Origin of the sequence: Rhodococcus sp. p52, assembly GCF_000763325.2 — a bacterium.
Taxonomy (GTDB): domain Bacteria; phylum Actinomycetota; class Actinomycetes; order Mycobacteriales; family Mycobacteriaceae; genus Rhodococcus; species Rhodococcus pyridinivorans.
Genome location: NZ_CP016820.1, coordinates 55,242 through 78,452, shown reverse-complemented (window position 1 = coordinate 78,452; position 23,211 = coordinate 55,242). Strand labels below are relative to the sequence as shown.

Genomic DNA, 23,211 nt, shown 5'->3' with positions numbered 1-23,211 from the left:
CGAGGCCGTGGCCCTGGCCAAGCTGTTCGACCCAGACGAGGTCGACTGGGCACTCGGGCATGCGGCGCTACACAACCGGTTCGCCGAAGTCGATCTGCCATCGATCCTGAACCACCACGCCACCTCCGGCGGTGCCGGCCAAGCCCATACAGCGGGCGAGGACCGGTCGCTGACCCAGGGCACCGCGGGATGGGCCGCCCTCGGCGGGCAGTCGCCGGTGACCACCGATCCACAGGAGGGAGCCCGATGACCACCACCGAGGTTCCGACGCTGGGTGTGCCGACCAGACCGCCGCTGCCCGCCGACCTGGACGCCGTCTTGCGGCGCCTGAGACTGCCGCACATTCGCAGCCACGCGCCCGAGGTCATCGCCACCCGCCAAGGCCCAACGCTGGGACCCGGCCGAGGTGCTGCGTGCGCTGTTGGCTGAGGAGGCCAGCGGCCGTGACCGGGCCTCGCTGGCCACTCGACGCGCTGCCGCCGGGTTTCCCACTGGGAAGACGTCCGACGCGTGGGACGAGTCCGTCTCCTCGATTCCAGCACCGACTCAACAGGCGTTGCGGACGCTGGAGTGGTGCACCGCAAGGAGAACCTGGTCCTCTGCGGACCCTCTGGAACCGGCAAGACATTCCTGCTTGAGGCCCTCGGGCAGCAGGCCGTCGAAGAGGGCCTGAAGGTCTACTGGTTCACCCTGGAAGACCTCGGCGTTCTCCTGCGCAGTCACCGCGCCGACGGCACCGTCACCAAGGCCATCGCCAAGATCCTGCGAGCCGACCTGATCATCGTCGACGACATCGGACTTCTCCCAGTAGCCACCGACGCTGCCGAAGGGCTTTACCGCCTGGTGGACGCCGCCTACGAGAAACGTGCCATCGCGATCAGTTCGAACCTGCACCCGGCCGGTTTCGACGAACTCATGCCCAAGACCATCGCCACCGCGACAGTGGACCGGCTACTGCACCACGCCCACGTCTGCCAGACCAGCGGCGACTCCGTCCGCCTCTCCTAAGCACTCGCAGGCCAGGGAGTGAAGCCCTTGTCCTGACAACCCGAAAACCCGAGATGGCCAACCCCTGGGCAGATCCCATGGCCATCTCCGGGCAGATCTGGTGACCGCCACCGGGCAGGCCTTAAGACCGCCCCTGGGCAGAACTCAATGGCCCTTGACGGGCCAATCCGGGCAGGAGTTAACTTACCGGTCGATGGCGGTATGTCGGCTTGGCAGGCCATCAAACTGGCCTCCTATCCGCCCCAGTAGAGCCGATGTCCTGGAGCTGTAGCGGATGCGGCAAGTCGAAGAATAATGCGCCCCATTCCAACCCCGGGCGTCACGAGAGGAATCACATCATCATGAATGATCTATCAGGCAAGGTGGCAATGATCACCGGCGGCGCCTCCGGAATCGGCGCGGCGACGGTCGAGTTGTTCCTTGAAGCCGGCGCCAAGGTAGTTGCTGTGGACATCCAGGGAGACCGCCTCAAATCCCTGACTGAGCAACTGTCGGCTCACAGCGGCAATCTCGCTGTCGTCGAAGCTGATCTCACCACTGCCGAAGGCGTCGAAGGCGCGGTCCAAGCGGCATCAGCACCGTTTGGCACTATCACGGCACTGGTCAACGTCGCCGGCCGTAATAGCGGTACCGTCGGCCTCCAGAACCACACTGACCAAGAATGGCAATTCACCTTCGCCATCAACGTCGATGCGCCGTTCCGGCTGGCAAAAGCAATAATCCCCGGCATGCTCGAAGCAGGGGGCGGGTCCATCATCATCGTGTCGTCTGCGCTCGGCCTCGTCGCCGGCGGTGCCGGCACGGCTTACACGGCGTCCAAACACGCGGCAGTCGGCCTCACGAAGGAGCTGGCCGCAGAGTTCGGACCACAAGGCGTACGGATTAATGGCATCGCTCCCGGGCTGGTCGAGACACCGATGCATGACTCGCTGACCGAACAATCTAAAGAAGGCTTCGCCGCTGCCGCCGCCGCTACCGCCATCGGGCGCATGGGGCGTCCGAGAGAGGTGGCCGAGGCCATCGCGTTCTTTTCCAGCGACGCTGCAAGCTTCGCGCATGGTTCCATCGTGGCAATCGACGGCGGTTACATCCTGACCTGATGGTGCGGACCAAAGTTGTCTATGCTCAGGAGCTTCACCAAACGTCGAGCCGCCGATGGTCAGGGTCGTGCAACAGGCTTTGAGGCTGCGTAGGCCGCTTGATGCAGTCCATTCAAACGCTATATTCAGGCGGTAGCGCACTCCTGGGGAACCGGTAGCGGTCCGGGGTTCTCCGGGTCCGCTACTTGGTGCTCACCAGACTGGGCGAAGGCGTGGTTCCTCTCCTAGGTGCCAGTCGTCGAAATGCTCGACCAAGTTGATCATCGCTGCGCGAACAGTTCGCATCGTTTCCTCATCGCCCAGAAGGGTTGCCCACTCCACACCTTTGATGGGAAAGTACGTTATCCGCTTCTCGGTGGAGTGCGAGCGTGACAGGGTCGGCGGCATCGGGGCACTCGGGCTGCCGGGTGCGTCTCCGGGGGGGCCAGACTGGCGGTGGTGTGAGCAGGGCAACTGCGGTCGTGGCGGACCATCGTGGCCGCTGTCTCTTGGTCGGAGCCGTAGTTGCGAAACTCGCACTCAGGTTGCGACAAACGCAATAGTCGTAGGTAGAACGCCAGTTCAGGGGTCGCCTGCGTGCCTCCGAAGGGGCTGCCTGTCTAACGTCCTCGAGCTGCCCGGGTCTGCTGAGCTGGCGCAGGAAAATCGCAGTTTAGGGTTGGCCCACGCGGGGGTGCGGGCTCTTACCCGGATCTTCTCTGTGTGCGGGGAGAGCCCATAGGGTTCTTTCAGCTTTACAGAATATAAGTTATCGGCGTTAACGCTATAGACGTAAAGGCAAGGTATTCAGCGCTGTTGACCTGCATGGACACGATGCTCGCTCCTATTTGGCGAGGGTTTCGCGAGGGTCAGTGAGTTGTCCGCGAGCGTCGGGCCAAGTCGGCGGGGGCCTGGGGGCTGTCGAGCGCCCGGGCGGTGGGGCTGGGGTCGATTTGGTCCAGCGCTGCCAGGGGTTGTCGGTGTCGGCGGTCGACGGTGGTGTTCCAGATGCGGTGACGGTGACCGATGTGGGTGCGCAATCCCCGCTGGTTGCTGATGGGGCTCGCAGTCGGTGCTGTCATGGTCTACGCGTGACTCAGGCCACTGGACAATGTTAGGGTGAATGTCAATTTGCCTTACAAAGCCGTGGGAGGTGTCCAGGGTGACTACGCGCTACCTTCGGAAGGACGAGGGCTTTTTCGCCCCGGATTCGGTGGCCCGACGAGTGTGGTCGTATCCGACGTCGGCCCTGTTCGGATTCATTCGGTCGGTGACGATCGAACATCTCGATCCGGATCTGACCGCAGCCGTTGACCACAGCGGGCAGGTCGTCCAGCGACCGGCGGTGCGTTATGACCGCACGGTCCAATACTTCGCCACTGTGCTCTTCGGGGACGCTGAGACCGTCATCAAGTCGTCGGATGTGCTGATGAAGGTGCACGCGCGCGCCCACGGCCCGAATCCGGTGACCGGTGGCGAGTACGACTCCAATCGCCCGTCCTCGCAGTTGTGGATTCATATGACGGCCTGGCACTCGATTCTCTACGTCTACGAGAAGTACGGTCCGGGCAAGCTCAGCCGGTCGGACGAGAACGAGTACTGGCGTGAGTGTGCCGTCGCGGCACAGTTCCAGCCGATCGAGATCGATGACGTCCCGCGCACCCGAGGCGAGGTGCAGAAGTACTTCGACGACTGGCGCGACCGGCTTGCTTCCTCCGAGGCCGCGATGTACAACATCGACTTCATCCTCGACGGGATGCGTACCGTTTTCACCGCTCTGCCCGCACCGATGCGGTTGGTGTTGGGGCCCTTCGTCAGGGCCGGCGTCGTGGCAACCTATCCGCGGTGGATGCGGTCGATGATGGGCGTGCGGCAGTCGCCTGTTACCGATGCGCTTGCGTCGGCGGCAATCCGACCGGCGATGGCGGCACTCGCCCGGGGCCCCCGCGCGCAGGTCTGGTTCCTCAACCGCATCGCGCCGCGGGGCGGGCCGGTTCTCGAGGGCTATCTCAGGGGGGTGGACGCAGAATCGTCAAGTGTCTACACGCCGCAGGAGGCGCGTAAGAAGTTTGGTGACCCCCGCAGTCCGCTCGAGCAATACTCTGACCTGCTCGCCGCCCGGCAGCAGGGTTCCGCTCCCGCGCCGTACGAGCACAATCATCGGGACGACCTACTGGAGTTCGCCACACCAAAGGCGCAGGCAAGCTGATAGGCGGCGCCTCAAGGCGTAGCGGTGTGTGGCGGATCTCCCTGGCGCAACGTCCTGCGGAACGGAAGCCGGGGGCTATCCCCAACAGACCGCACCTCAATGACAACCGCGCGGTTCTGACATCTGACCTCAACATAATTGCTGGCAGGAGCGTTATTCTGCAGTCCGCATTCGTGCTTGGCGATTAGTTGGCAGCTGCGTACGCTCCCATAACGTCGGCAGGAATGCGCCCGCGATTGGAGACGTCGTAGCCGTTGGCCTGGGCCCATTCGCGAATAGCCTTGGTGTTGGCGGACGAGGTCTTCGCGGAGGTTCTTCTAGCGGCCTTGGTGTTTCTTCCGGTCACGCGGTGGCCGGCCTCGATGTATGGGGCTACAGCCTCTCGCAGTGCCTGGGCGTTGTCGTCGCTGAGGTCGATGGAGTATTCCTTGCCCTCGAAGGCGAACGAGACAGTGTTCGCGGTTTCGCCTAGGTCGGTTCCGTCGATGTCGTCGGTGTATCTGACCTGGAAGTGCTGAGCCATAGATCTGTCCAATCTTGATGCGTCAACTGCTGCGGTGAATTATGCCCGCTGCGGCAAGTCGCGTCGGTTGGCCTTGAGAGCTCCAACCGTCCAGGCCGAACGCCAAGAGGCGCGGTAAGCCGCCTACGAGCCGACCGCGGGTCGTGGCTGCTGGTGCGCTAGCAACCACGACGGCCGTCGGGGGTTGCTGAATGGTGGCATTTGAGTAGCATTGATGGTGCTGGGCAAGGTGCCCGTAGTCGTCTACCGCCGTGATTGGCGGTACTTGCGAGTGCTGTTGGAGGGGGTCCGGGCGATGGCCGTGGTGGATCAGGCGATCTTGGCGCATACCGAGACCATGAAGCTGTCGAGCGCGGAGTTGGCGCGTCAGCTGGTGCAGCATCTGGGGCCGACGGTGGTGGCGGTGGCCGCGGGTGTGCGGGACAAGAAGCTGCCGTACAAGTGGTCGGCCGACGGCGGTCCGGTACCGCGGGATGGCGCGTTGCAGCGGCTCCAGGTGGCGCACCGGGCGTGGGTGGCGATCGCGACGTCCGAGGGCGCCGATGTCGCTCGGGCGTGGTTCATCGGCGCGAACCCCAGGTTGGATGAGCAGCCGCCGTTCATGGCGATCGCGGCGGGCAAGTTCAAGCCGGTGATGAGTGCCGCCGCGGCGTTTGTCGACGGCACCGACAACTAGAACTCGCCCCGTGACCCTGGCCCCTGCGGGCCGGCCCGACGAGCGGTGGAGGGCCACCTAGGGTGGTTCGGGTGAGTATGAGCACCGGTAGAGGATGCCGCCTGTGACAGGCGAGGTCACGGTCTGCGCGAACACGGGCCTGGCACTGCTCCCGGCCGGCGGCCAGGCTGTGTACCGGTTGGCTAAACCTTCCTATGGGGTGCTCAATCCGCCGACCAGGGGCGTGAGTAGCAGCGAGGACCGGGCGGGGTGGAACCGTTTCGATTTGCCCGGCGAGCAGACCATCTATTGCGCCAGTAGCGCCGAGGGTGCGTACGGCGAGTTGCTGGGCGCGTTGAAGGTCGGTGGCCCCTACCGGGCGCAGGAGTATCTCGATGATCCGGGCGCCGATGATCTCTACGCTCTGATTGCACGCGACTGGAACGATCTGGGGGTTCGACCACCTGGCGTGGTCGACATCCACTGGTTGTACGCCCACCGGATGTACACGGTGGCACTGCCGGCATCGGGATGGTTCGTGGAGATCGAGCATGCGCGCACCATCACCTACCTGGCCTCGCATATCCCGCTGTCACTGTGGGAGCGAGGGATCGACGAGATCACCGTGGCGCAGACGCGAAGCGGGGACCGTCATCTGACGACCGAACTGGCCGCCACGCTGGCAGCCGCCCCACTCGCCGGCGGCGCGCGTGCACTGGGCGTGCACTACTACTCCAAACACGGCACGCACTGGTCTTGCTGGGCGGTGTGGCTGCGCGACGACGTCGCCGGGGCTCTGGACGTAGGCCCGGGCAAACCGGTCGCGCCGCCGGCCGACAATGCCGCATTGGCGGCCGTACTGGACATCTACAACCTCACCGCCGGATAGCCTCAGCCCCCACGCGCTGCGCGCCGCCCGCGGGCCTCATTTGGCTCGTCGCCGGTGGTGTCCGCACCGACGGACACCCATCCCCCACGGTCGCCGCGCCACACCTCGCGCGGGCTACCCACGGAATACGGGACGCGGTAACGTAGGTAACGGGAAACGTTACCGGTTACTCGTTACCGTGTACTCGAGCCGGAGGGACTGTCATGTCGACGTCGGAGAAGATTGCTCGCGCCTATGGGGTGCTCCTCGCGCGGGGCGAGAAGGTCACCGTGCGGGCCGTGCAGCGCGAAGCGGGGGTGCGGATCGGCGAGGTGGCTGCGTGGATGCGCGAGCATGCCGGCGGGGCGGCCGCGGATGTGCCGCCGGCGCCGGATTTGTCGGAGGCAATGTCGGCGATGGTGGCCTCGGTGTGGGCTGCGGCGTGGAAGCGGGCCGCGGAGCAGGCGGACGAGGCGACCGCGGTGGCGCTCGATGCTGCGCGCGCGGGTGAGGCCCACGCCCTGGAGGCAGCCGAGCAGGCTGCCGCAGAGCGTGACGAGGCAGTCGCATCCCGCGACCGAGCGCTCCGCGAGCTCGAGGCAGTGCGCGACGAGCTCGAGCAGCTGCGCGGCCAGCTCGAGGAAACGCGCCAGGACGCCGCCGTCGCACGCACCGAGGCCGAGGAGTCCGACCGGGCACGAGTCCGGGCGGAGGCAACCTCAGACACACTGCGGGAGGTCCTGGACTCGCTGCGCGAGGCCGCCCGCACGCCGGACCAGCCGGGCGAGTCCTAGCGGAGCTCGCCAGGGCACGTGGGGCACTGACTGTCGGGGGGAGAAGTCACACTGACAGTAGGTCGACCGAAAACAGGTCGGCAGGAGCCGCGCCCACGAATGGGTGCTCTGCTGCGAGCAGACGGGCGGCAAGGAGGAGTCCCGATGTGGGATCTGACCACGGCGCTGCAGGCTACCGCGGTGGTCGCGGGCGACGCCTTGGCCGTGCCTGCGCCTCGCGCGTGGGGCCGGTGGGTTCTGCGCATTGATTGGGCTGCTCGGTGTGCTGCAAGGCCGTACGTGGGCGCCGACGGTCGCGGCGCTGGGGCTGTTGGCGTGGTTCGTGGGTCATTGGTCGTTCGCGGTGCGCCACGATGTGCGCTATCGGTCGGCGATGGCGCTGTGGGTGATCGATAGGACCCCGCTGCGGTGGACGATCCCGCGGTACTGGCAGCTGCGCCGGCAACGTCGAAAAACAGTGGCCTGCTGACACATCCTGACCGGTCCGCCAACGATAATGGCCCCGCCGCCCGGCGAGGCCATCTCTGCGGACGACTGTACTCCCCAGGCTCTAGAACAGTGTGGGCGTGTTGGGGGGCGCGGCGTTGCCACAGGCGCGGGCGTAGGCCTCGGGGTCCCAGCCGCCGGCGAGTGCGTCGCGGACGGCTAGGGATCGGGCGTGGCGGTTGGTGTGTTGGTCGGGGTTGCGGATGGCTCCGGTGCGACCACACGCGACGGCGTAGCGCAGGTTTGCTGACTGGGTGGAGGCGACGACATGGCCCGGGTCGACGCGTACGCACAGGGGTTCGTTGCATCGGTGTTCGGCCACTACGCCATCGGCCAGTTGGCCGGCGAGCAGGAGCGCGAATCGGTGCCCGGACTCGGTTCGACTGACCCCACCCGACCTCCACGTCAGGCGTGTATACCCGTCGACGCCACTGATCGCTGAGATCAGGAACCAGCAGCCATCGCCGGGTGCTTTGACCACGCGGGAGAAGAACGCGTCAATGGCCGCCTGAGTGGGCGGCAGTGTCGCACTATAGGGACGCGACCGCGGCGCCGCGCCAGCCGGGACGGGAGCCGGCGCGATCAACTCCAGACCCGGCAGAGGAATGTCCACGTCTGCGGGACTGGTGCGCGGGTCAGTGGGACTGGGCACCGTTGTGGTCCGAGGTCGTGTCCGACGCGTGCTCGTCAGTGGTCTCGGGCACCTGGTCCCCGGTGGCGGTGCGGTTCTTCGCGGCGCGGATCGCGGCGCCGACTTCGCGGGCGGACAGGCCGGTCATCTCGGCCAGATCGGATTGGGCGACACCGAGGTCCTTGAGCTCGATGAGCGCCTCCCCCCGGGTGGCCTCGGCGTCGGCGCGGGCGTCGATCGCGGAGAACACCGCCACGAGCGTGGACTCGCGCTTGCGTGCCCGCTCGAGCTCGTCAGCCATGGCCTGGCGGGCACGGGCCCGCGCGGTCTGGGAACGCGAATCAGTCTTCGTAGCAGCCATGGCCCAAACCCTAGAGCACTCCTACGACACCCGCGAGCAGCAACCACTCCCCCATCCGACCACCGCGTCGCTCACACTGTCCCCGCCTGAGACGCCACCAATGACCCCGAGACCCACACTCGCTCCCGCTCGCTCCAACAGCCACACACAGTATGCACTTCTAGTGAACCACGGGAAACACCTGGTCAGCGCCCTGCGGCCTCGTGGGGCGTAGACGCCCCGCACGAGGCCGCATACGCTGGAGGCCGTGATGAGTCTGCGAGCGGTTCACGCAGGGACCGGATACCAGTACCTGCTGCGCTCGGTGGCGACCCATGACGCCGACCCCGAAGGCAAATCCCTGTCGGACTACTACGCCGCCAAAGGCACCCCACCGGGGGTCTGGATCGGCTCCGGACTGACCGGATTGAACTCCGAGACCGCGACCGTCGGGGCCACCGTGACCGAGGAACAGATGGCCGCCCTGTACGGCGAGGGACTGCACCCGGACACCGACCAGAAGATGGCCGACGGCGCGCCCCTCGCGGCGTGCAAGTTGGGCCGAAGTTTCCCGATCTACACCGGCGGCGTCGAGGTCCTTCAGGCTATTGCTACTGCCGAGAAAACCTTCCTCGCCGTCGAGGGACGGCGCCCCACTGTCGAGGAACGAGGCCAGATCGCCGAAAGTACGGCCCGCCCGTTCTACACCAAGGAGTTCGGCTACGAGCACGCCTCCGGGCAAGACATCATCGCCTGGGTCAACCGGGAACGCGACCGCGTCAAACAAGCCGTCGCCGGATTCGACTTCACGTTCTCTCCGGTGAAAAGTGTCAGCGTCTGGTGGGCACTGGCCGACGAGAACACCGCCTCCCACATCGCCGCGCTGCATCACGAAGCCGTCGCCGAAGCCTTGGCGTGGGCCGAGGACAACGCCATCTACACCCGGGTCGGGACCGGAGGCATCAAACAGGTCAAAACCGGCGGGATCATCGCCTCCGAGTTCACCCACTTCGACACCCGAGGCGGCGACCCGGACCTGCACTCGCACGTGCTGATCGCCAACAAGGTCCAGGCCCCCGACGGGCGCTGGCTCTCCCTGGACGGGCGGGCCATCTTCCAGATGCATCAGGCGATCTCGTCGCGCTACGACGCGATCCTGCACGACAAACTCACCCGGAGAATGGGCGTGGAATTCCAGGCCCACTACCCGCACCCGGACAAGGCACCGATCTGGGAAATCGCCGGCATCGACCGCAAGCTGATCGACGCTTTCTCCTCACGACGGGCGATGGCCCGCCCGGTCTACAACCAGCTCGTTGCCGACTACGTCGCAAAGCACGGCCGCCAACCCGGACAACGCGCCTCCTACGCCCTGTGGCAGAAAGCCATCCTGGACACCCGCGACGCCAAAAAGCCGGCCCTGTCGCTGGACGAGCACCGCGCCGGCTGGCGCGAGGTGGCCGCACAGATCGTCGATGACCGCACCCTGGACACCCTCACCGACCGGGTCACCCGGCACGGCAAGGCCGGAGTCGAGCGGGACATCTTCAACGCCGACACTCACGCCCGTGTCGTGGCCCAGCGGGCAGTGGAGGCGGTGACGGCCAGGCGCGCACAGTTCCGCCGCTCGCACGTTCAGACCGCGGTGTCGACCGCACTCAAGGGCTACGTGTTCACCGGCGAGCAGGCCCTGGAACAGGCGCACCAGGCGGTGATGGCCACCGCCATGGATGAGTTGGTCATCCCCTTGACCCCACCAGAAATCCTCGACCTGCCGGGTGCCCTGACCCGTCCGGACGGGGCCGGGGTGGACCGGCACGCCAACACCGAAAAGTTCACCACCCACGCCGTCCTGGACGCCGAACAGCTCGCCCTGGACGCTGCGCGTACCCCGGTCGCGGTCACCGCCCCGGCAGCGGTCCTCGAGCATGTCCTGGCCGAACACGAGACAAGCGAAGGGTGGAGCCTGAATGCCGGCCAGCGGGCGCTGGCCGGGCACCTGGTCGGGGCCGGAACCCTGCTCGCTGCCGGCGTCGGACCGGCCGGCACCGGCAAGACCGCCTCCATGAAGTGAACCGTCTCGGGTTTCTTGCCGCTCCTATATCGGTGACGGCTCCGGTTGTGGAGTCGACAGGTGAGCGTAGTACGCCGCCTCGAATTCATCCGGCGGGACGTATCCGAGACGGCTGTGCAGGCGACTGCGATTGAACCAGTCGACCCACTCCATCGTGGCGTACTCGACGTCCTCGACGGACTTGTAGGGACCCGGATGGAACGGGTTTCCCTTGGCGATCACTTCGGTCTTGAACAACCCGATCGTGCTCTCGGCCAGAGCGTTGTCGTATGCGTCTCCGACGCTGCCAATCGACGCGGCAATACCCTCCAGCACAAGGGTTTCCGCGAAAGCAATGGAAGTGTACTGACTGCCGGCATCGCTATGGTGGATCAACCCCGAGCCGACCGGGTGGCCCGTGTGGTCACGTCGCCACAATGCCATCTTCAAGGCGGTGGTGACCATCGCGGTGTCCTTGACGGTGGCGGCATGCCAGCCGACGATCGCCCGCGAGAAGCAGTCGATCACGAACGCGACATAGACGAACCCCGCCCAGGTGCGGCAATAGGTGAAGTCGGTGACCCACTTCCGATTCGGAACCTCGGCGGTGAAATCACGATCGACCAGGTCAGGGGCGCGGCGGCTGTCCGAGCCGCCGGGCATGGTGGTGCGGTGCCGACGGCCCCGGACCGCTCCGGACAGCCCTTCATCGCGCATCAACCGGTCGACGGTGCATGCCGCGACGTCGTGGCCGTGTCTGCGCAGATGCACGGTCATCTTCCGGCGACCGTAGAGACCTTCGGCGGTGCCGACGGTCTCACGCAGAGCGTTCGTCAGATGTGCATCGGCGACGGTCCGAGGGGACGGAGGAGCGGTTTTCCAGTTCCGATACGTGCGTGGGGCGACCTTGACGCCACGCTCGGTGAGCACGGCGCAGATCGACTCGACCCGGTGTCCTTGTGCACGCATCTGGTCGATGAACTGGCAGATCAGCGGCGGCGAGGGTCGAGCTCCCTCGCGAAGAAAATCGAAGCCGACTTCAGGATCTCGTTGGCCTCACGGAGGTCTCGAACTTCGCGTTCGAGCTCTTTGATCCGCTGCTGCTCGGCAGTGGTCACGCCGGGTGTCTTGTCGGCGTCGACCAGAGCCTGGCGGGTCCAGGTGCGCAGCGACTCGACACCGACGCCGAGCTTCGGGGCGATGGCCTTGCATGCCGCGAACGGTGAAGAGTATTCGTCGAGGTGGTCGAGGACCATCTTCACCGCTCGTTCACGCTGCTCGGCGGGGTAACGCTTGGACATGATGTGCATCCTCCTCAAGAAAGGAGGCGGCATCAAACCCGAGACGGTTCAAAGATCGTCGCCGACACCTGGCACTCCACGGGCCGAAACATCGTCGGACTGGCCCCCTCGGCGGCCGCCGCGGCCATCCTGTCCGAGGACATCGGCGCCGACTGCCACACCATCGACTCACTGACGTTCACGTGGCTGGGCCGCAACCCCAACCAGCCCGGCCGCACCCTCGCAGCCCTGCCGGTGACCATCTCCCCCGGCGACATGCTGCTGGTGGACGAAGCCGGCATGGCCAGCACCGAGAACCTGGCCGCCTTGACCGAGATCGCCGCCGAATCCGGGGCCGTCCTGCGTCTGGTCGGCGACCCCAAACAGCTATCCGCCGTGGAGACCGGAGGCCTGCTGGCCGACCTGACCCGCACCCCGGGAACCCCCGAACTGCGCGAGGTCATGCGCATGGGCTCAGACACCGCCCAAGCCGAAGCCACCTTGGGCCTTCGTGACGGTGACACCGACGCCCTGGCCCTCTACACCGACCGGGGATGGCTCACCGGTGGGCACCGGGAGCAGATGCTCACCGACGCCGCACACGCCTTCCTGGCAGACACTGCTGCTGGCCGGCGCTGTCTGGTGATCGCCTCCACCAACACCGACGTCGACACCCTCAACGACCTCATCCGCGCCGACCGCATCAGCACCGGGCTGGTCGACGACACCCACACCATGCGCGTGTCCCGGGGCGATGCCGTCGGTGTCGGGGACACCGTCATCGCCCGCACCAACGCCACCCTCCACACCGACGACGACCGCACCCCCCTGGGCCGGGTCATTAACGGCCAACTGTTCACCGTCACCGGCATCACCGACGACGGCGCCCTGGCCGTGCGGGACCAGAACACCGGCGACGACATGCTCATCCCCGCCAGCTACGCCCACACCAACATCCACCTCGGATACGCCAGCACCATCCACCGCGCCCAAGGCGCCACCGTCGACACCACCCACGCCGTCATCGACAACACCGTCGACCGCGCCGGCCTATACGTGGCCATGACCCGCGGCAAAAAAGAAAACCGCGCCTACACGGTGTGCGAGCACTCCCTCGACCCGGGCGCCGAAGACGCCCACATGCACTCGGCCGGCGACCAGAACGCCCCCACACCCACACAGGTCCTCACCGGTGTGCTGGGCCGTGACACCCGCAACACCTCAGCCATTGACACCCTGCGGCAGGAATACACCACCGCCACCGCACCCGAACGCCTCGAACAGCTCTACCGCCATGGCGCAGAACTGGCCGCCCAAACCTTCACCGCGAACACCCTGCCCGACTACCTCGACGCACTCCCCCGCACCCACACCCACCACCTCGAGGCCGACCCCGCAGCCCTGGCCGACCTCGAACACGCCTGGACCGAAGCAGCCCAAGCAGGCCTGGACCCCCGCGAACTGTGGCTCGAGGCCACCGACAACCTCGACACCGCGAAATCCGCAGGCGCCGTCATCGCCCACCGGATACGTCACGTGACCAGAGAAAACGGCGAACCCGACGCCCTGCCCACTCCCCCACCAGAAACCACCACAGGCGATGCCGAACTCGCCACCTGGCTGACCGCCACCCGCGAAAAGCTCACCACCACCCCGGACGGCACCAGCACGCCCGACGCCGACGACTTCGTCGCCTCCTACCTCGAACACCGCGCCGCAGAACACGAGCATGGACCGGACGTCGAGCCCCTGGGTACCTCTTCGGATTGGGGGCCGACGACAGGACCGGACACCTCCCCCGACCTGTGGTGACATGCCTGGTCTCACAGGGACAGCCACCCATGGTGGTGTCAGGCAGCGGTGGCAGCCCACTGATGGGGTGCGAGCAGCATGTCGGGGGCCGGCAGCGCAGCCCGAGTCGCGGCAACAAGTTCCCACCAACTACCGGGATCGTGCTCGCGGTGCCGCTCCTGCGCGGCCATCGCCGCGCCCCATGTTGTTGCCTGTACCGGGGGGCCGGTACTGGTGGCGCCGTAGGCCAATGCGATATCGACCGGGTGGACGTTCTCGGCCTCATCGGGGGTGGGAAACATGCCCCACTCGGCCAGCGCATCGGAGCGCTCCGGCTGATAGCGGGTGGTGAACCACCACACGAACACCGCCGACTGCAGCCTGTACAGACGCACCCGATCAGCGTGTGCTCCCGTCACTCCGGCCAGGGCCGCAGCCCGAGCCAATCGGGAACGGCCCTGATAGGCGCGCCCACTGGAGGTGGCCAAGCCGTAGGACTGGAGCGCAGCAATCTTGTTGCGAACCGTTGACGCACACCCCCCCAGCCGAGCCGCTACCTGCTTGACCGACAACCGTTCGCTGCTCAGCAACTCCCATACCCGCAACCCGAGTACTCCCAGCGAGCGAGCGTGCCAGATATCAGCGCGAGCGCGCTCCAGCTCCCCCTGCAGCCTCTGCTCTAGCTCTGCGGAAAATACTGCACCACTTCTTTGTTTCCCGCCCCCGGGTCTTCCGACCCGCCAGACTGCTGCCCAGGGGCCTGCTGATCTTTGGACTCGCGCAATCCAGCCCTGCTGGACCAACACCTTCAGACGGCTGGTCACGACGTCTCGCGTCAGGCCGACGGCGATGGCCCAGTCGCGCTCGGACAGCTGCACGTTGTCTGCGGCTGCTGCCAGGGTCCTGGCCGCCAAGCCCAGGAGAAGCAGCCGATCCTGGGCCCCGGTCTTACCGGCCCATCTGTCGGGCTGGGCGTTCATCCGGGGCAACAGCTCAGCGACGATCGCTTCGGCTGCCCGGCGGGCCGGTGAGGGAGCGGTGGTGCTGCGGGGGGTAAAGCTGGCTGCGGTGACCGCTCTGGCCCACTGGCGGGTCAACTCGGCTTCCGCATCGAATCGAGGGGTGCGCTCGCCCGCACTGGTGCGGCTAGTCCGTACAAACTCCAACCCGGGCCAGCGGTCGGTGAAAGCAGCCTCGTGCACGTCGCGATACTGCATCCGAGCGTGGGCGCAGGCCAACAGGATTGACCACCCCACCGCAGAGGCATCCGTTCGGGCACTGATCGGGGCGCGGGCAAGTGCACGTATCTGCGGGTTCAGGGGGCGCCTGGGCCCGGCAAGGCACGGGTGCCCTTGCACATCGACGTGCACAGGAATCGGGACGATCCCAGCACCGGCGGTGGAGGTGCCCTTAGTCTGAGGGGGTTGTGTCAGCCGCGTGCGAACTGTGCGCAAAACGCGCAGGGACACCGGGCGAATATGGGGATCTGTCAGGGGCATCGATGTGCCGCCGGCGCGGTGGGGTGCGCTTGGGGCGCGGACACAACCTGTACGCGAGTTGGACAGCGGGCCCCGATCCAGCGAGGGCCACGCGGCGCTGAAAGCGTCGATGATCGGTGCCAGGCGCTGCGGGGAGACGGCGGTGCTCAGCCGGATCCATACGTGGTATCCCCCACCAGGTCCTGACGAGCACACCAAGTGCTCGATGCCCGTGGCAGTCAGGGCAGATGTGCACGCGGCGAGGTCTTTGTCCGCGGTTGAGCCGGCATGGTGGGCGTCGAAATCGAGGGCGAGGAGCCGAAACTTGCCCGATTCATCGGTCAAGTGCAGCGCGAAAGGCGTCCCCTCCCCCGGCGCGCCGTCGGTGAGGCGCCTGGTGGAGGCGAAGGTGTGCGCCTTGTGCAAGTCGACACGCACATACGGGCGCGGACTCCACGCGCACACCACAGAGTCCCACCACCAGGTGGAATCTCGGGTTGTGAGGTTATCGAGGTCAGAGCGAGACACGCCGATCAGAGCGACTGGACCATCCGATGGGTATGACTTACTCTGAGAGGTGCCTGGAAGCACAGCTCTCCTAATTGGTGAGCAACACCGAGTTTGAGCGGTAACTCGAACTCTTGACTTTCGATCCCGGTCCACCTGCCAGTGGGCCGGGATTAGTCATTTCAGGGTTGCGGGGTGTTCAACTGTTGGCCGGGCACGGGCCGGCCAACGCTTCACGCTGAAATTGCCTCCTCATCTGCAGGTGGAACTACGGCCTCGGGCAGGCCAAGATTGATGGCGGCGAGGTCAGCCAAGTACTGAGACATCGAGACGCCTCTAGACCTGGCTTCCACCCGAAGTGCCTCGTACACCTCAGGGGCCATACGGACGGGCACGCGCATGCGCTCGCCGAATGACGGTCGCCCGGGGCCCCGCTGCTTCGTCGCCATGGGAGGAAAACTCCCACACTTGGCGCCACAAATCCTATCGACACGCCTAGGTGAGGTGGAGTTTTTGGCGCCGTCTACGGCTCTGTCGGCGGTCAGCGGCGGCGGCACACCAGCATCGGTACTTACCGAAACACCAACACCGGTGCATACCGTAATACCGTCAACGGTCGAACGGTGGTTCCCGCTGTACCGCTAATGGTCCAAAGGTATTTCGGGACGTTCGGCGTGGCTGGCACACTCCTGTGCTGAGGTTTTGGTATCAAGGTAATGACCAGAACGGGTACAGCGGTATCTCGGTATAAGAGGATAGAGGTGTAGCGGGTTTTGAAGATTGCGGTAGTTAACACCAAGGGTGGCGTCGGTAAGACGACCACCGCCATTTACCTAGCGACGGTCGCGAGCGCGCAGGGCAAGTCGACTGAGTTGCTAGACGCGGATCCTCAGGGGTCCGCCACTAGTTGGGCTGAGATTGCGACGGAGGGGGGTGTGCCTTTGCCGTTTCAAGTCTCGCCCGCGAACAAGATCACGCTTTCGCGCGCATCTAGTAGCGATATCACAGTGATCGACACGCCTCCGGGTGCTGCTGACATCATTCAGGCCGCGATCGATGCGGCGGATGTTGTCGTGGTCCCCACTGCGCCGTCTGGGTTAGACCTCCAGCGCGTCTGGCCAACGTTGGAGGCTGCTGCGCATAAGCCAGCTGGCGTCCTTCTCACGAGCGTTGAGCTCGGCACTAAGCTGCTTGAGCTCACGAAGGAGGCCCTTGAATCGGAAGGGGTGTTCGTATTCGAGAATGTGATTGGGAAGCGACAGGCGATACGCCAGTCATTCGGCATATGTCCAACAAGCTTCTTCGGCTATCGAGACCTGATGGACGAGATCGTTGAGGTGACTAAATGAGTGGCAAATCGGAACCGGTGAGCCGTAGTTTGCGCCCACGGGCCGCAGCTCCCATCCGGCCGGTCTCGGAGACGTTCTCTGCTTCCGAAGCCGCACGCCCGGCCGGTCCTCGGCGTACGAAGACATCTCTAGCGCTTGATGTTGAGGTGTACCGGAGAGCGAAGATCGCGGCCATCCAGCAAGGGGAGACGGTGTCTGAGTTTATCGAGGCCGCTATCCGAAACGCGCTTCCTGAGTAGTTTCACCCAGTGGTAAACACCGTAGTCGGCAAAAAGGGATTGAGGTATATACCGCTGCATGGTTCTGGGTCGCTTTCCTGCTGGCAGAACTCTCGGCGGCCGGGCCGCGTTGACCCACTTGTGTTCCCGCGTATCGGTGCAGTCGATGACTGGATGATGTTCATGCCGTTAGTGGGCCGCCCTTGGTGGCTTCGAGATCCTGGGTAACGAGCAGTTCTAGCAGCTTCGGCTTGTCTGCTTAGGCGTTGGAACTTGCAATCGCGAGCCGTGCCGACTGCGGATCGTCGAAACGCGTCCTATCGGCGTCTGCGAGTGGCGTCTCATCGAACGCCCGGTGGCGACTCTGAGTGGGACGGAGTCACTTGTAGACGTCGCCGCGGTGCCCAATGCGCAGCACAAGTACGACGAGAGCGTCATCCTCGATGTCGTAGATGATGCGGTAGTCGCCCACGCGGATGCGGAGTTCGCCATCGCCTCCGGCGAGCTGAATCACGCCAGGCGGTCGCGGTGTCACCGCGAGGGCCTCGATGGCGCGGACGATTCGCTTTTGCTCGGTGGGATGGACTTTGCGGAGGGCTTTGGCGGCCGAGGGCTTATAGGTGATCGAATAGGGCATCAGCGAGTGGGGTGCGCAGGTTTACAGGCCCAGTTCCGCCATGAGCTCCTCGTGGGAGATGCTGCCGCCCTCACGGCGAGCGTCGGCCGCGCCCTGAACGTCGGCCTGATCCTCCAGGGCCTGCAGTGCCCGGTCGAAGAACTCCGGCGAGACGACAACGGCGCGACGACGGCTGCCACGGCTGAGGATCTCCACAGGCGCCCGCTGTGCGGCGTCGAGCACCTTGCTCTGATGGGCGCGGAAGTTACTGAGCGTCGTGGTCACCATGACCCCAATAGTACATCTTGTACAACTCGCGGTCTAGTGGTCCGTAGATGCCGCGCGCAGTGGGATCGACTCGTCTCTCCTGATCCGCACACTTGACGGAATCTGACATTATCGGCACTCGACGGTCTTTTGGTGTTTGCCCAGTGTGGCGCTGGCGCACAGGGCTTCGTGACGACCATGCTCCAACTCGGGGAGGGTGGCGCTGCCTGGTGTGCATGTAGATAGCTGTTACTTGTAGACGACGCCGCGGTGCCCACCGCCTAGGAGACTGCTGAACAATCAGGGTGTCCGCCCCGCGGGGTGACCCGGGCCTGAAATACTTGGTTCATGCAGGGTGAGTGGGATCGGCAGCGTGAGTTGCTGGATGTGGAGTCGGTGGCGGGGCATCTGCTCGAGCCCGGCAGCGTGTTCGCGTTGCTGGCCGAGCATCGGGATCGCTTGTTCCCGGCGGAGTTGTTCGCCGATCTGTTTCCCTCGGGCCGGGGCCGGCCGTCGATCCCGGGGGAGGTGATCGCCTCGGTCATCGTGCTTCAGGCTCTGTTTGGGCACTCCGACCGGGAGGCCGTGGATGCGTTGACGTTTGACCTGCGGTGGAAGGCCGCGTGCGGGTACGCGGTCGATGCCAAGGGCTTCGACTCGTCGACGTTGACTTACTGGCGGCGCCGGCTGGCCGCCAGCGAGAATCCGCAGCGGATCTTCGAGGTGGTGCGCCAGGTCATCGCCGAGACCGGAGCGGTCAAGACTAAGACCCGCCGCGCACTGGACTCGACGGTTCTGGATGATGCGGTGGCCCGTCAGGACACGATCACCCAACTCATCGCCCAGATCAGGCGGGTCGGCCGCGAAGTGCCCGGCGCGAAAGAGCTGATCGCCTCCGAGTGCACCCGGTTGGCGGCGGTGTGCGGGCACGATTACTCCGAGGCCGGTAAGCCGCGTATCGCCTGGGATGACCAGGCCGCCCGCGACGAGCTGGTCTCGGCCCTGGTCGCAGACGCTCTGGCACTGCTTGAGGCTCTGGATGTTGAGGCGATCACCGCCGCCGGCGGAAGACCAGCCGAGGCGGTGGCGCTGCTGGCATTGGTCGCCGGCCAGGACGTCGAGCCCGCCGAGGATTCCGATGGCACCGACGGCCGGTGGCGCATCGCCCGCCGCACCGTCCCGGACCGGGTGATCTCTACCGTGGACCCCGATGCCCGGCACGCGCACAAGACCCAGCAGCGTCGCCAGGACGGGTTCAAAGCCCACATCGTGGTCGAACCCGATACCGGGCTGACCACTGCGGCCCGGCTGACTCGGGCCAGCGGTCCGGACAATTCCGACGCCGCCGTCGGTGCGGACCTGGTGACCACAGATCCCACCACTACAGACGTCGAACACATTGAAGTGCTCGGAGACTCGGCGTACGCCACCGGAGACATGCTGGCCACCCTCGCCGGAAAGCAGTGGCTGCCCCTGGTCAAACCCTGGCCGACCAGGCCCGCTGTGGAGGGCGGGTTTGGTCTGGATGACTTCACCTTCGATGCCGCGGCAAACACGTTGACCTGCCCGGCTGATGTCACGCGGACAGTGTCGCCGCAGGGCCGGGCGAAGTTCGGTGCGGCCTGCCGGCAGTGTCCGCTGCGCCAGCGGTGCACCACCTCACAATCCGGCCGCTCGGTGCTGCTGGGCGAGCACCATGTGCTGCAACGCCAGCACCGCCAGCGCGCACAGGGCGAGGACTTCCGGGCCACCTACCGGCAGCATCGCCCGATGGTGGAACGCTCCATCGCCTGGCTCACCCGAGGCGCCCGACGAGTGCCCTATCGCGGGGTGGATAAGAACAACAGCTGGCTCCACCACCGCGCCGCCGCCCTCAACCTACGTCGACTGCTAGCCATGGGCCTGACCCACCAGAACGGAGCTTGGGCCCTGGCCTGACCAGCAGTTAGGGGAGCCGCCTCTCGCCGATGGCCGGTGAGACCGCGAATAATCACATCAAGTGGACCGAAGGCCCTCGGTCGTCGCACCCAGAGTGCTGACCTAAAACGCCGCTCGCCATCCCACCGGTGACGCCCGGGCCCGCCGCTCACACGACCGCCAACCCCAATAGCGCCTTGTTCAGCAGTCTCCTAGAACGAGTACAACGAAGGCGTCGTCTTCGATGTCGTAGACGATGCGGTAGCTGCCAACCCGTATACGGTACGCCTTCGCCTCCAGCGAGTTGGATTGCTCCGGGCGGTCGCGGCGTCACCGCGAGTGCTTCAATCGATGATCGAAATAAGTATGAGATTCGTCAGTTATGGAATCTAGGCGCAGTACCCTTTAACCAGCCAAGGCGTTTGAGGTCGTCCCATAGCCAGCTAAGTGCTAGGCGAGTCGCGGGCCGGTAGCCGAGGATGTCGAAGCTGCCGAAGTGAATTGAGAACGACGCCGCGAACGGCTCGTAGGCGGGGCGACCGAGGATTCGTTGCTCGTGCCAGTTGTAGAGCTCTTCATGGTCGTCGCGAAGTTCCGCGTCACGAGCCTCGTCGTTGAGTGTGAGCGACACCGTGTTGATTATGGAGGTGCGATCCAGGGGCGCTCCATTGTGAGCGCTTATGGGTTTCAGCAGCCATGCAAGACTGGGTTCTGGAGGTCCCCAAGTGTCGGGACCATTGGCGTCAGAGGTTGTATGGCGCACGTTGCCGTAGAACTCAACCGGCATCAGACCCCGGATACCGAGAGTATCGCCGAAGTTTGGGGTGAGCAGCGACGTTAGTTCGAGGTAGCAGTTCATCGCCGCAGCGGCGACGGCCTCGGCGCGGGCCAGGATTGTTGCTGGATGATATTGACCCCACGGCGCTTCGTGGGACGGGCCGATGTCCGGACCTGGGTAGAGCGCAGACGTTGCGTCTGGATGCTGGTCTTCCGGCACCATCGGAGAACCTAGGTTCTTCGATCGGCGCATATCGATAATTTCATTATGGAGAACACTGTCCTGCGAGTAAACCACCTGGTCAGCGACGATCGCGAGCCTCTCGCCGATGTCAGAGCCGAGGTGATCCCGCATGGTTTCCCAGATCCAATTGGGACCGGTTGTAATGGGATGAGTCTTCAACGAAATTGATCGGTTGAGAGCGAAGGGCGAGGTGCCGGACAGTGAGGTGACCCTGTCTAGCGGCGGTCCGGGAAGTTCATCCCGGATTAGCCACGAAATCCGTAGAGACCATGCCTCCACATCGACTGCGAGGGCGATCCGCTCAAGACTGGCCGTTCCGGTCATTTGCGCCGGGAATGTCGCGAGGGCGAGCGGTCCCAGTCCTGCGATCCAGGCTTCTGCTGCGAATCGAAGACGGGCACCAATTTTTGCCCAGTCAGCAGAGTTGTAGTCGGGATTCGTGCGCGCGAGTCCTCCAGCGTGTGTCTCCTTAATGACCCACGCTGCAGCACCGGGGTTCCATCGGACGAGCCTGTCCATCACCAGGTCTGCTCGGCCGGGCTCGCCGGCGGCCAGCACGATAGCCAGAACGTACTTCCACCGATCGAACGACTCGAGAGAGGTCATTTCCTCATTGAGGTCGACTTCCTCCTCAAGGATCGCTTTGGCGGCGAACCACTGCTCGAAGGTCGCGAGCGAGAACGCGCAAGTCCGTCCTGTCCGGGTCACTAGCGACGACCCCCGCACACGGGCGGCAATCTGCGCCGTGGTGAATCGCGCGGGATCGATTGGCTTGCCGTCGCGGATGGTCTCGACCGCTAATCGTTTTAGCTCGGCGTAGAGATCGAAACCTTCGCGTTCGACGATGTCGTCGACGACGCGGTCGACAAGTTCGGGGATGCCGTTGGCACCTTCGGCCGCCGAGGCGTGGCGCGCGATGAGCAGCGCGAACAGAGGTCGCCGAGCGGCCTCGGTGAGCTGGTCACTCAGGGGTGGCAGTTGCCGTCCAGCAACGGTCGTCATCAACCGACCGGCATGCCCGTCGTCCAGGAGTGGTGCGGCTACTTCGCGAACGGGTGAAGCTGGGTCGACAGCCCGTGCGGTGAGCACTACTCGCGATTTCGGCCAACGGTTAACGAGATTCCTAGCCTCGGCGAGCGTTCTGGTCGCATCCTCGGTGTGCTCGTCGAGGCCATCAACGACCACATCGACCCCCTGACTCGCCAGCGACTGGATGCCGATTTCCCCCACCAGGAAGTCTTCGATTGCCTTATTCAGCGTCCCCGAGCTGAGCCACACCGGTATCGGGCCCGCCGAATCCGCTTGTGCTGTGACCAGGTTGGATCGATGCCATTCTTCTGCCATATCCGACTTGCCTGACCCCAGTGCGCCGACCAAGACACAAGCATCGCCAGCGTTTAGAACTCGCAGATAGTCCGGAACTACAACGTGCTGGCCAAGCGACCGCTCAGCCTGGGCCTCTTCTAGGCCCGCCCCAAGGCGCCGTTGGCGCCGGCGTTGTTCCGACGCCTCGGTAGCGATGTCGATGTATTTTTCGTGTCCGAACACTGCATATGGGGTGGCGGCAGTCGGCGCAGGCGGCGCAGCTTCACCGTCCAGAACCGTCTCGACCCACTCCTCGTGCTGGGACTTCCACTGGTGGAGCAGCTCTACGGGAAATGACTCGGGCTGTGAATCGATCTGCTGATGGTGATAGTTGCACAGCAGGATCAGGTTTTCGTACCGATTTCGCTCCACCAGCGTCATCGGTGAATCACCGCGAGGTCCGGTGGGCTTTTCGGCCACGATGTGCGCGTCTTCGCAGAGTACTGCCAACCGATTGTGCGGGGTCGCTGCGGCGGTCAGCACCCGTCGGCAACCTGGGAATGCGCAGCGGTTACCAGAGCGCTGATGCAGCTTGCGCTGCTCGGACACCGGAATGGACACGGTCTATTCTCGCCGACCCCGACTAAGTGCCGCCATCAGGGGGTCGGCGTTTCATGTACTGGTCTGATCAGGTGCAGGACGCGGCGCAAGTACTGCCCGAGGTCAGCTGTGGGTTCGGAGGCAGGGCGTACATCGCCACGCATCTGTGCGTGCCGCGGTGGTTCGTCTGTTTCCTCTTCGAAGGCACGCTGGAGG

The 23,211-nt window shown here is 65.1% G+C and carries 19 protein-coding genes and 1 pseudogene; 11 read left to right on the top strand and 9 right to left on the bottom strand.

Features of this window, described 5'->3' with window-relative positions:
* The first annotated feature begins 7 nt into the window (after positions 1-7).
* The 4 genes and pseudogenes from IM25_RS27685 to IM25_RS23165 all read left to right on the top strand — a co-directional run bounded on the left by IM25_RS27685 (position 8) and on the right by IM25_RS23165 (position 4,296).
* Positions 8-250 (top strand): hypothetical protein, encoded by a 243-nt coding sequence (locus IM25_RS27685; RefSeq protein ID WP_052040173.1) that lies wholly within the window; start codon positions 8-10, stop codon positions 248-250.
* A pseudogene (gene istB / locus IM25_RS23175) lies at positions 247-1,008 on the top strand (IS21-like element helper ATPase IstB). The gene IM25_RS27685 and the pseudogene istB overlap by 4 nt, the downstream one beginning before the upstream one ends.
* 341 nt (positions 1,009-1,349) lie before the next feature.
* Positions 1,350-2,108 (top strand): SDR family NAD(P)-dependent oxidoreductase, encoded by a 759-nt coding sequence (locus IM25_RS23170; protein WP_033098527.1) that lies wholly within the window; start codon positions 1,350-1,352, stop codon positions 2,106-2,108.
* A 1,102-nt stretch (positions 2,109-3,210) separates the two neighbouring features.
* A complete protein-coding gene (locus IM25_RS23165; RefSeq protein ID WP_065996579.1) occupies positions 3,211-4,296 on the top strand; it encodes an oxygenase MpaB family protein in 1,086 nt (361 codons plus the stop codon).
* Positions 4,297-4,480: 184 nt separating this feature from the next.
* Here IM25_RS23165 and IM25_RS23160 read toward each other — a convergent pair whose 3' ends face one another.
* Positions 4,481-4,819 (bottom strand): histone-like nucleoid-structuring protein Lsr2, encoded by a 339-nt coding sequence (locus IM25_RS23160; protein WP_033098525.1) that lies wholly within the window; start codon positions 4,817-4,819, stop codon positions 4,481-4,483.
* A 214-nt stretch (positions 4,820-5,033) separates the two neighbouring features.
* Between IM25_RS23160 and IM25_RS23155 the strand changes: the two genes are divergently transcribed.
* The 3 genes from IM25_RS23155 (at position 5,034) to IM25_RS23145 (ending at position 7,136) form a co-directional block, all read left to right on the top strand.
* Positions 5,034-5,495, top strand: a complete 462-nt coding sequence (locus IM25_RS23155) for a hypothetical protein (protein ID WP_232333493.1) — start codon at positions 5,034-5,036, stop codon at positions 5,493-5,495.
* A 103-nt stretch (positions 5,496-5,598) separates the two neighbouring features.
* Positions 5,599-6,363: an RES domain-containing protein gene (locus IM25_RS23150; protein ID WP_198162594.1), complete on the top strand. Its 765-nt coding sequence runs from the start codon at positions 5,599-5,601 to the stop codon at positions 6,361-6,363.
* Positions 6,364-6,566: 203 nt separating this feature from the next.
* A complete protein-coding gene (locus IM25_RS23145) occupies positions 6,567-7,136 on the top strand; it encodes a DNA-binding protein (RefSeq protein WP_033098523.1) in 570 nt (189 codons plus the stop codon).
* A gap of 550 nt (positions 7,137-7,686) precedes the next feature.
* Here IM25_RS23145 and IM25_RS27120 read toward each other — a convergent pair.
* Together IM25_RS27120 and IM25_RS23135 are read right to left on the bottom strand one after the other, a co-directional pair.
* Positions 7,687-7,944, bottom strand: a complete 258-nt coding sequence (locus tag IM25_RS27120) for a hypothetical protein (protein ID WP_232333492.1) — start codon at positions 7,942-7,944, stop codon at positions 7,687-7,689.
* 313 nt (positions 7,945-8,257) lie between these two features.
* On the bottom strand, positions 8,258-8,614 hold the full coding sequence (locus IM25_RS23135; protein ID WP_232333491.1) for a hypothetical protein: 357 nt from the start codon (positions 8,612-8,614) through the stop codon (positions 8,258-8,260).
* 250 nt (positions 8,615-8,864) lie between these two features.
* On the opposite strand from IM25_RS23135, the gene mobF reads away from it, so the two are divergent.
* A complete protein-coding gene (gene mobF / locus IM25_RS23130) occupies positions 8,865-10,667 on the top strand; it encodes a MobF family relaxase (protein ID WP_033098553.1) in 1,803 nt (600 codons plus the stop codon).
* Between the two features lie 24 nt (positions 10,668-10,691).
* Here mobF and IM25_RS23125 read toward each other — a convergent pair.
* A protein-coding gene (locus IM25_RS23125) for an IS3 family transposase (protein ID WP_232333490.1) occupies positions 10,692-11,947 on the bottom strand; the annotation gives its coding sequence in 2 pieces (ribosomal slippage) (positions 10,692-11,674 and positions 11,674-11,947; 1,257 coding nt in all).
* A 3-nt stretch (positions 11,948-11,950) separates the two neighbouring features.
* Here IM25_RS23125 and IM25_RS23115 point away from each other — a divergent pair.
* Positions 11,951-13,738 (top strand): ATP-dependent DNA helicase, encoded by a 1,788-nt coding sequence (locus IM25_RS23115; RefSeq protein ID WP_232333489.1) that lies wholly within the window; start codon positions 11,951-11,953, stop codon positions 13,736-13,738.
* 38 nt (positions 13,739-13,776) lie between these two features.
* Here the strand turns inward: IM25_RS23115 and IM25_RS26175 are convergent, their stop codons facing one another.
* Entirely contained in the window at positions 13,777-14,112 is a 336-nt protein-coding gene (locus IM25_RS26175) for a hypothetical protein (protein WP_157126997.1), read from the bottom strand.
* Between the two features lie 2,363 nt (positions 14,113-16,475).
* Between IM25_RS26175 and IM25_RS23105 the strand changes: the two genes are divergently transcribed.
* Entirely contained in the window at positions 16,476-17,051 is a 576-nt protein-coding gene (locus IM25_RS23105) for a ParA family protein (protein ID WP_033098518.1), read from the top strand.
* Positions 17,052-17,648: 597 nt separating this feature from the next.
* Here the strand turns inward: IM25_RS23105 and IM25_RS23100 are convergent.
* Together IM25_RS23100 and IM25_RS23095 are read right to left on the bottom strand one after the other, a co-directional pair.
* Positions 17,649-17,906, bottom strand: a complete 258-nt coding sequence (locus IM25_RS23100; RefSeq protein WP_033098517.1) for a type II toxin-antitoxin system RelE family toxin — start codon at positions 17,904-17,906, stop codon at positions 17,649-17,651.
* Positions 17,907-17,927: 21 nt separating this feature from the next.
* On the bottom strand, positions 17,928-18,173 hold the full coding sequence (locus tag IM25_RS23095; RefSeq protein ID WP_033098516.1) for a type II toxin-antitoxin system Phd/YefM family antitoxin: 246 nt from the start codon (positions 18,171-18,173) through the stop codon (positions 17,928-17,930).
* Between the two features lie 327 nt (positions 18,174-18,500).
* Here IM25_RS23095 and IM25_RS23090 point away from each other — a divergent pair, with 327 nt between their 5' ends.
* Positions 18,501-20,090 carry an IS1182 family transposase gene (locus IM25_RS23090; protein WP_033098515.1) on the top strand — a complete coding sequence of 530 codons (1,590 nt, stop codon included), beginning with the start codon at positions 18,501-18,503 and terminating at the stop codon, positions 20,088-20,090.
* A 180-nt stretch (positions 20,091-20,270) separates the two neighbouring features.
* On the opposite strand, the gene IM25_RS27115 is transcribed toward IM25_RS23090, so the two are convergent.
* On the bottom strand, positions 20,271-20,348 hold the full coding sequence (locus tag IM25_RS27115; RefSeq protein WP_335739998.1) for a type II toxin-antitoxin system RelE family toxin: 78 nt from the start codon (positions 20,346-20,348) through the stop codon (positions 20,271-20,273).
* Between the two features lie 97 nt (positions 20,349-20,445).
* Positions 20,446-23,016 (bottom strand): hypothetical protein, encoded by a 2,571-nt coding sequence (locus IM25_RS23085; RefSeq protein WP_157126996.1) that lies wholly within the window; start codon positions 23,014-23,016, stop codon positions 20,446-20,448.
* Between the last annotated feature and the right edge of the window lie 195 nt (positions 23,017-23,211).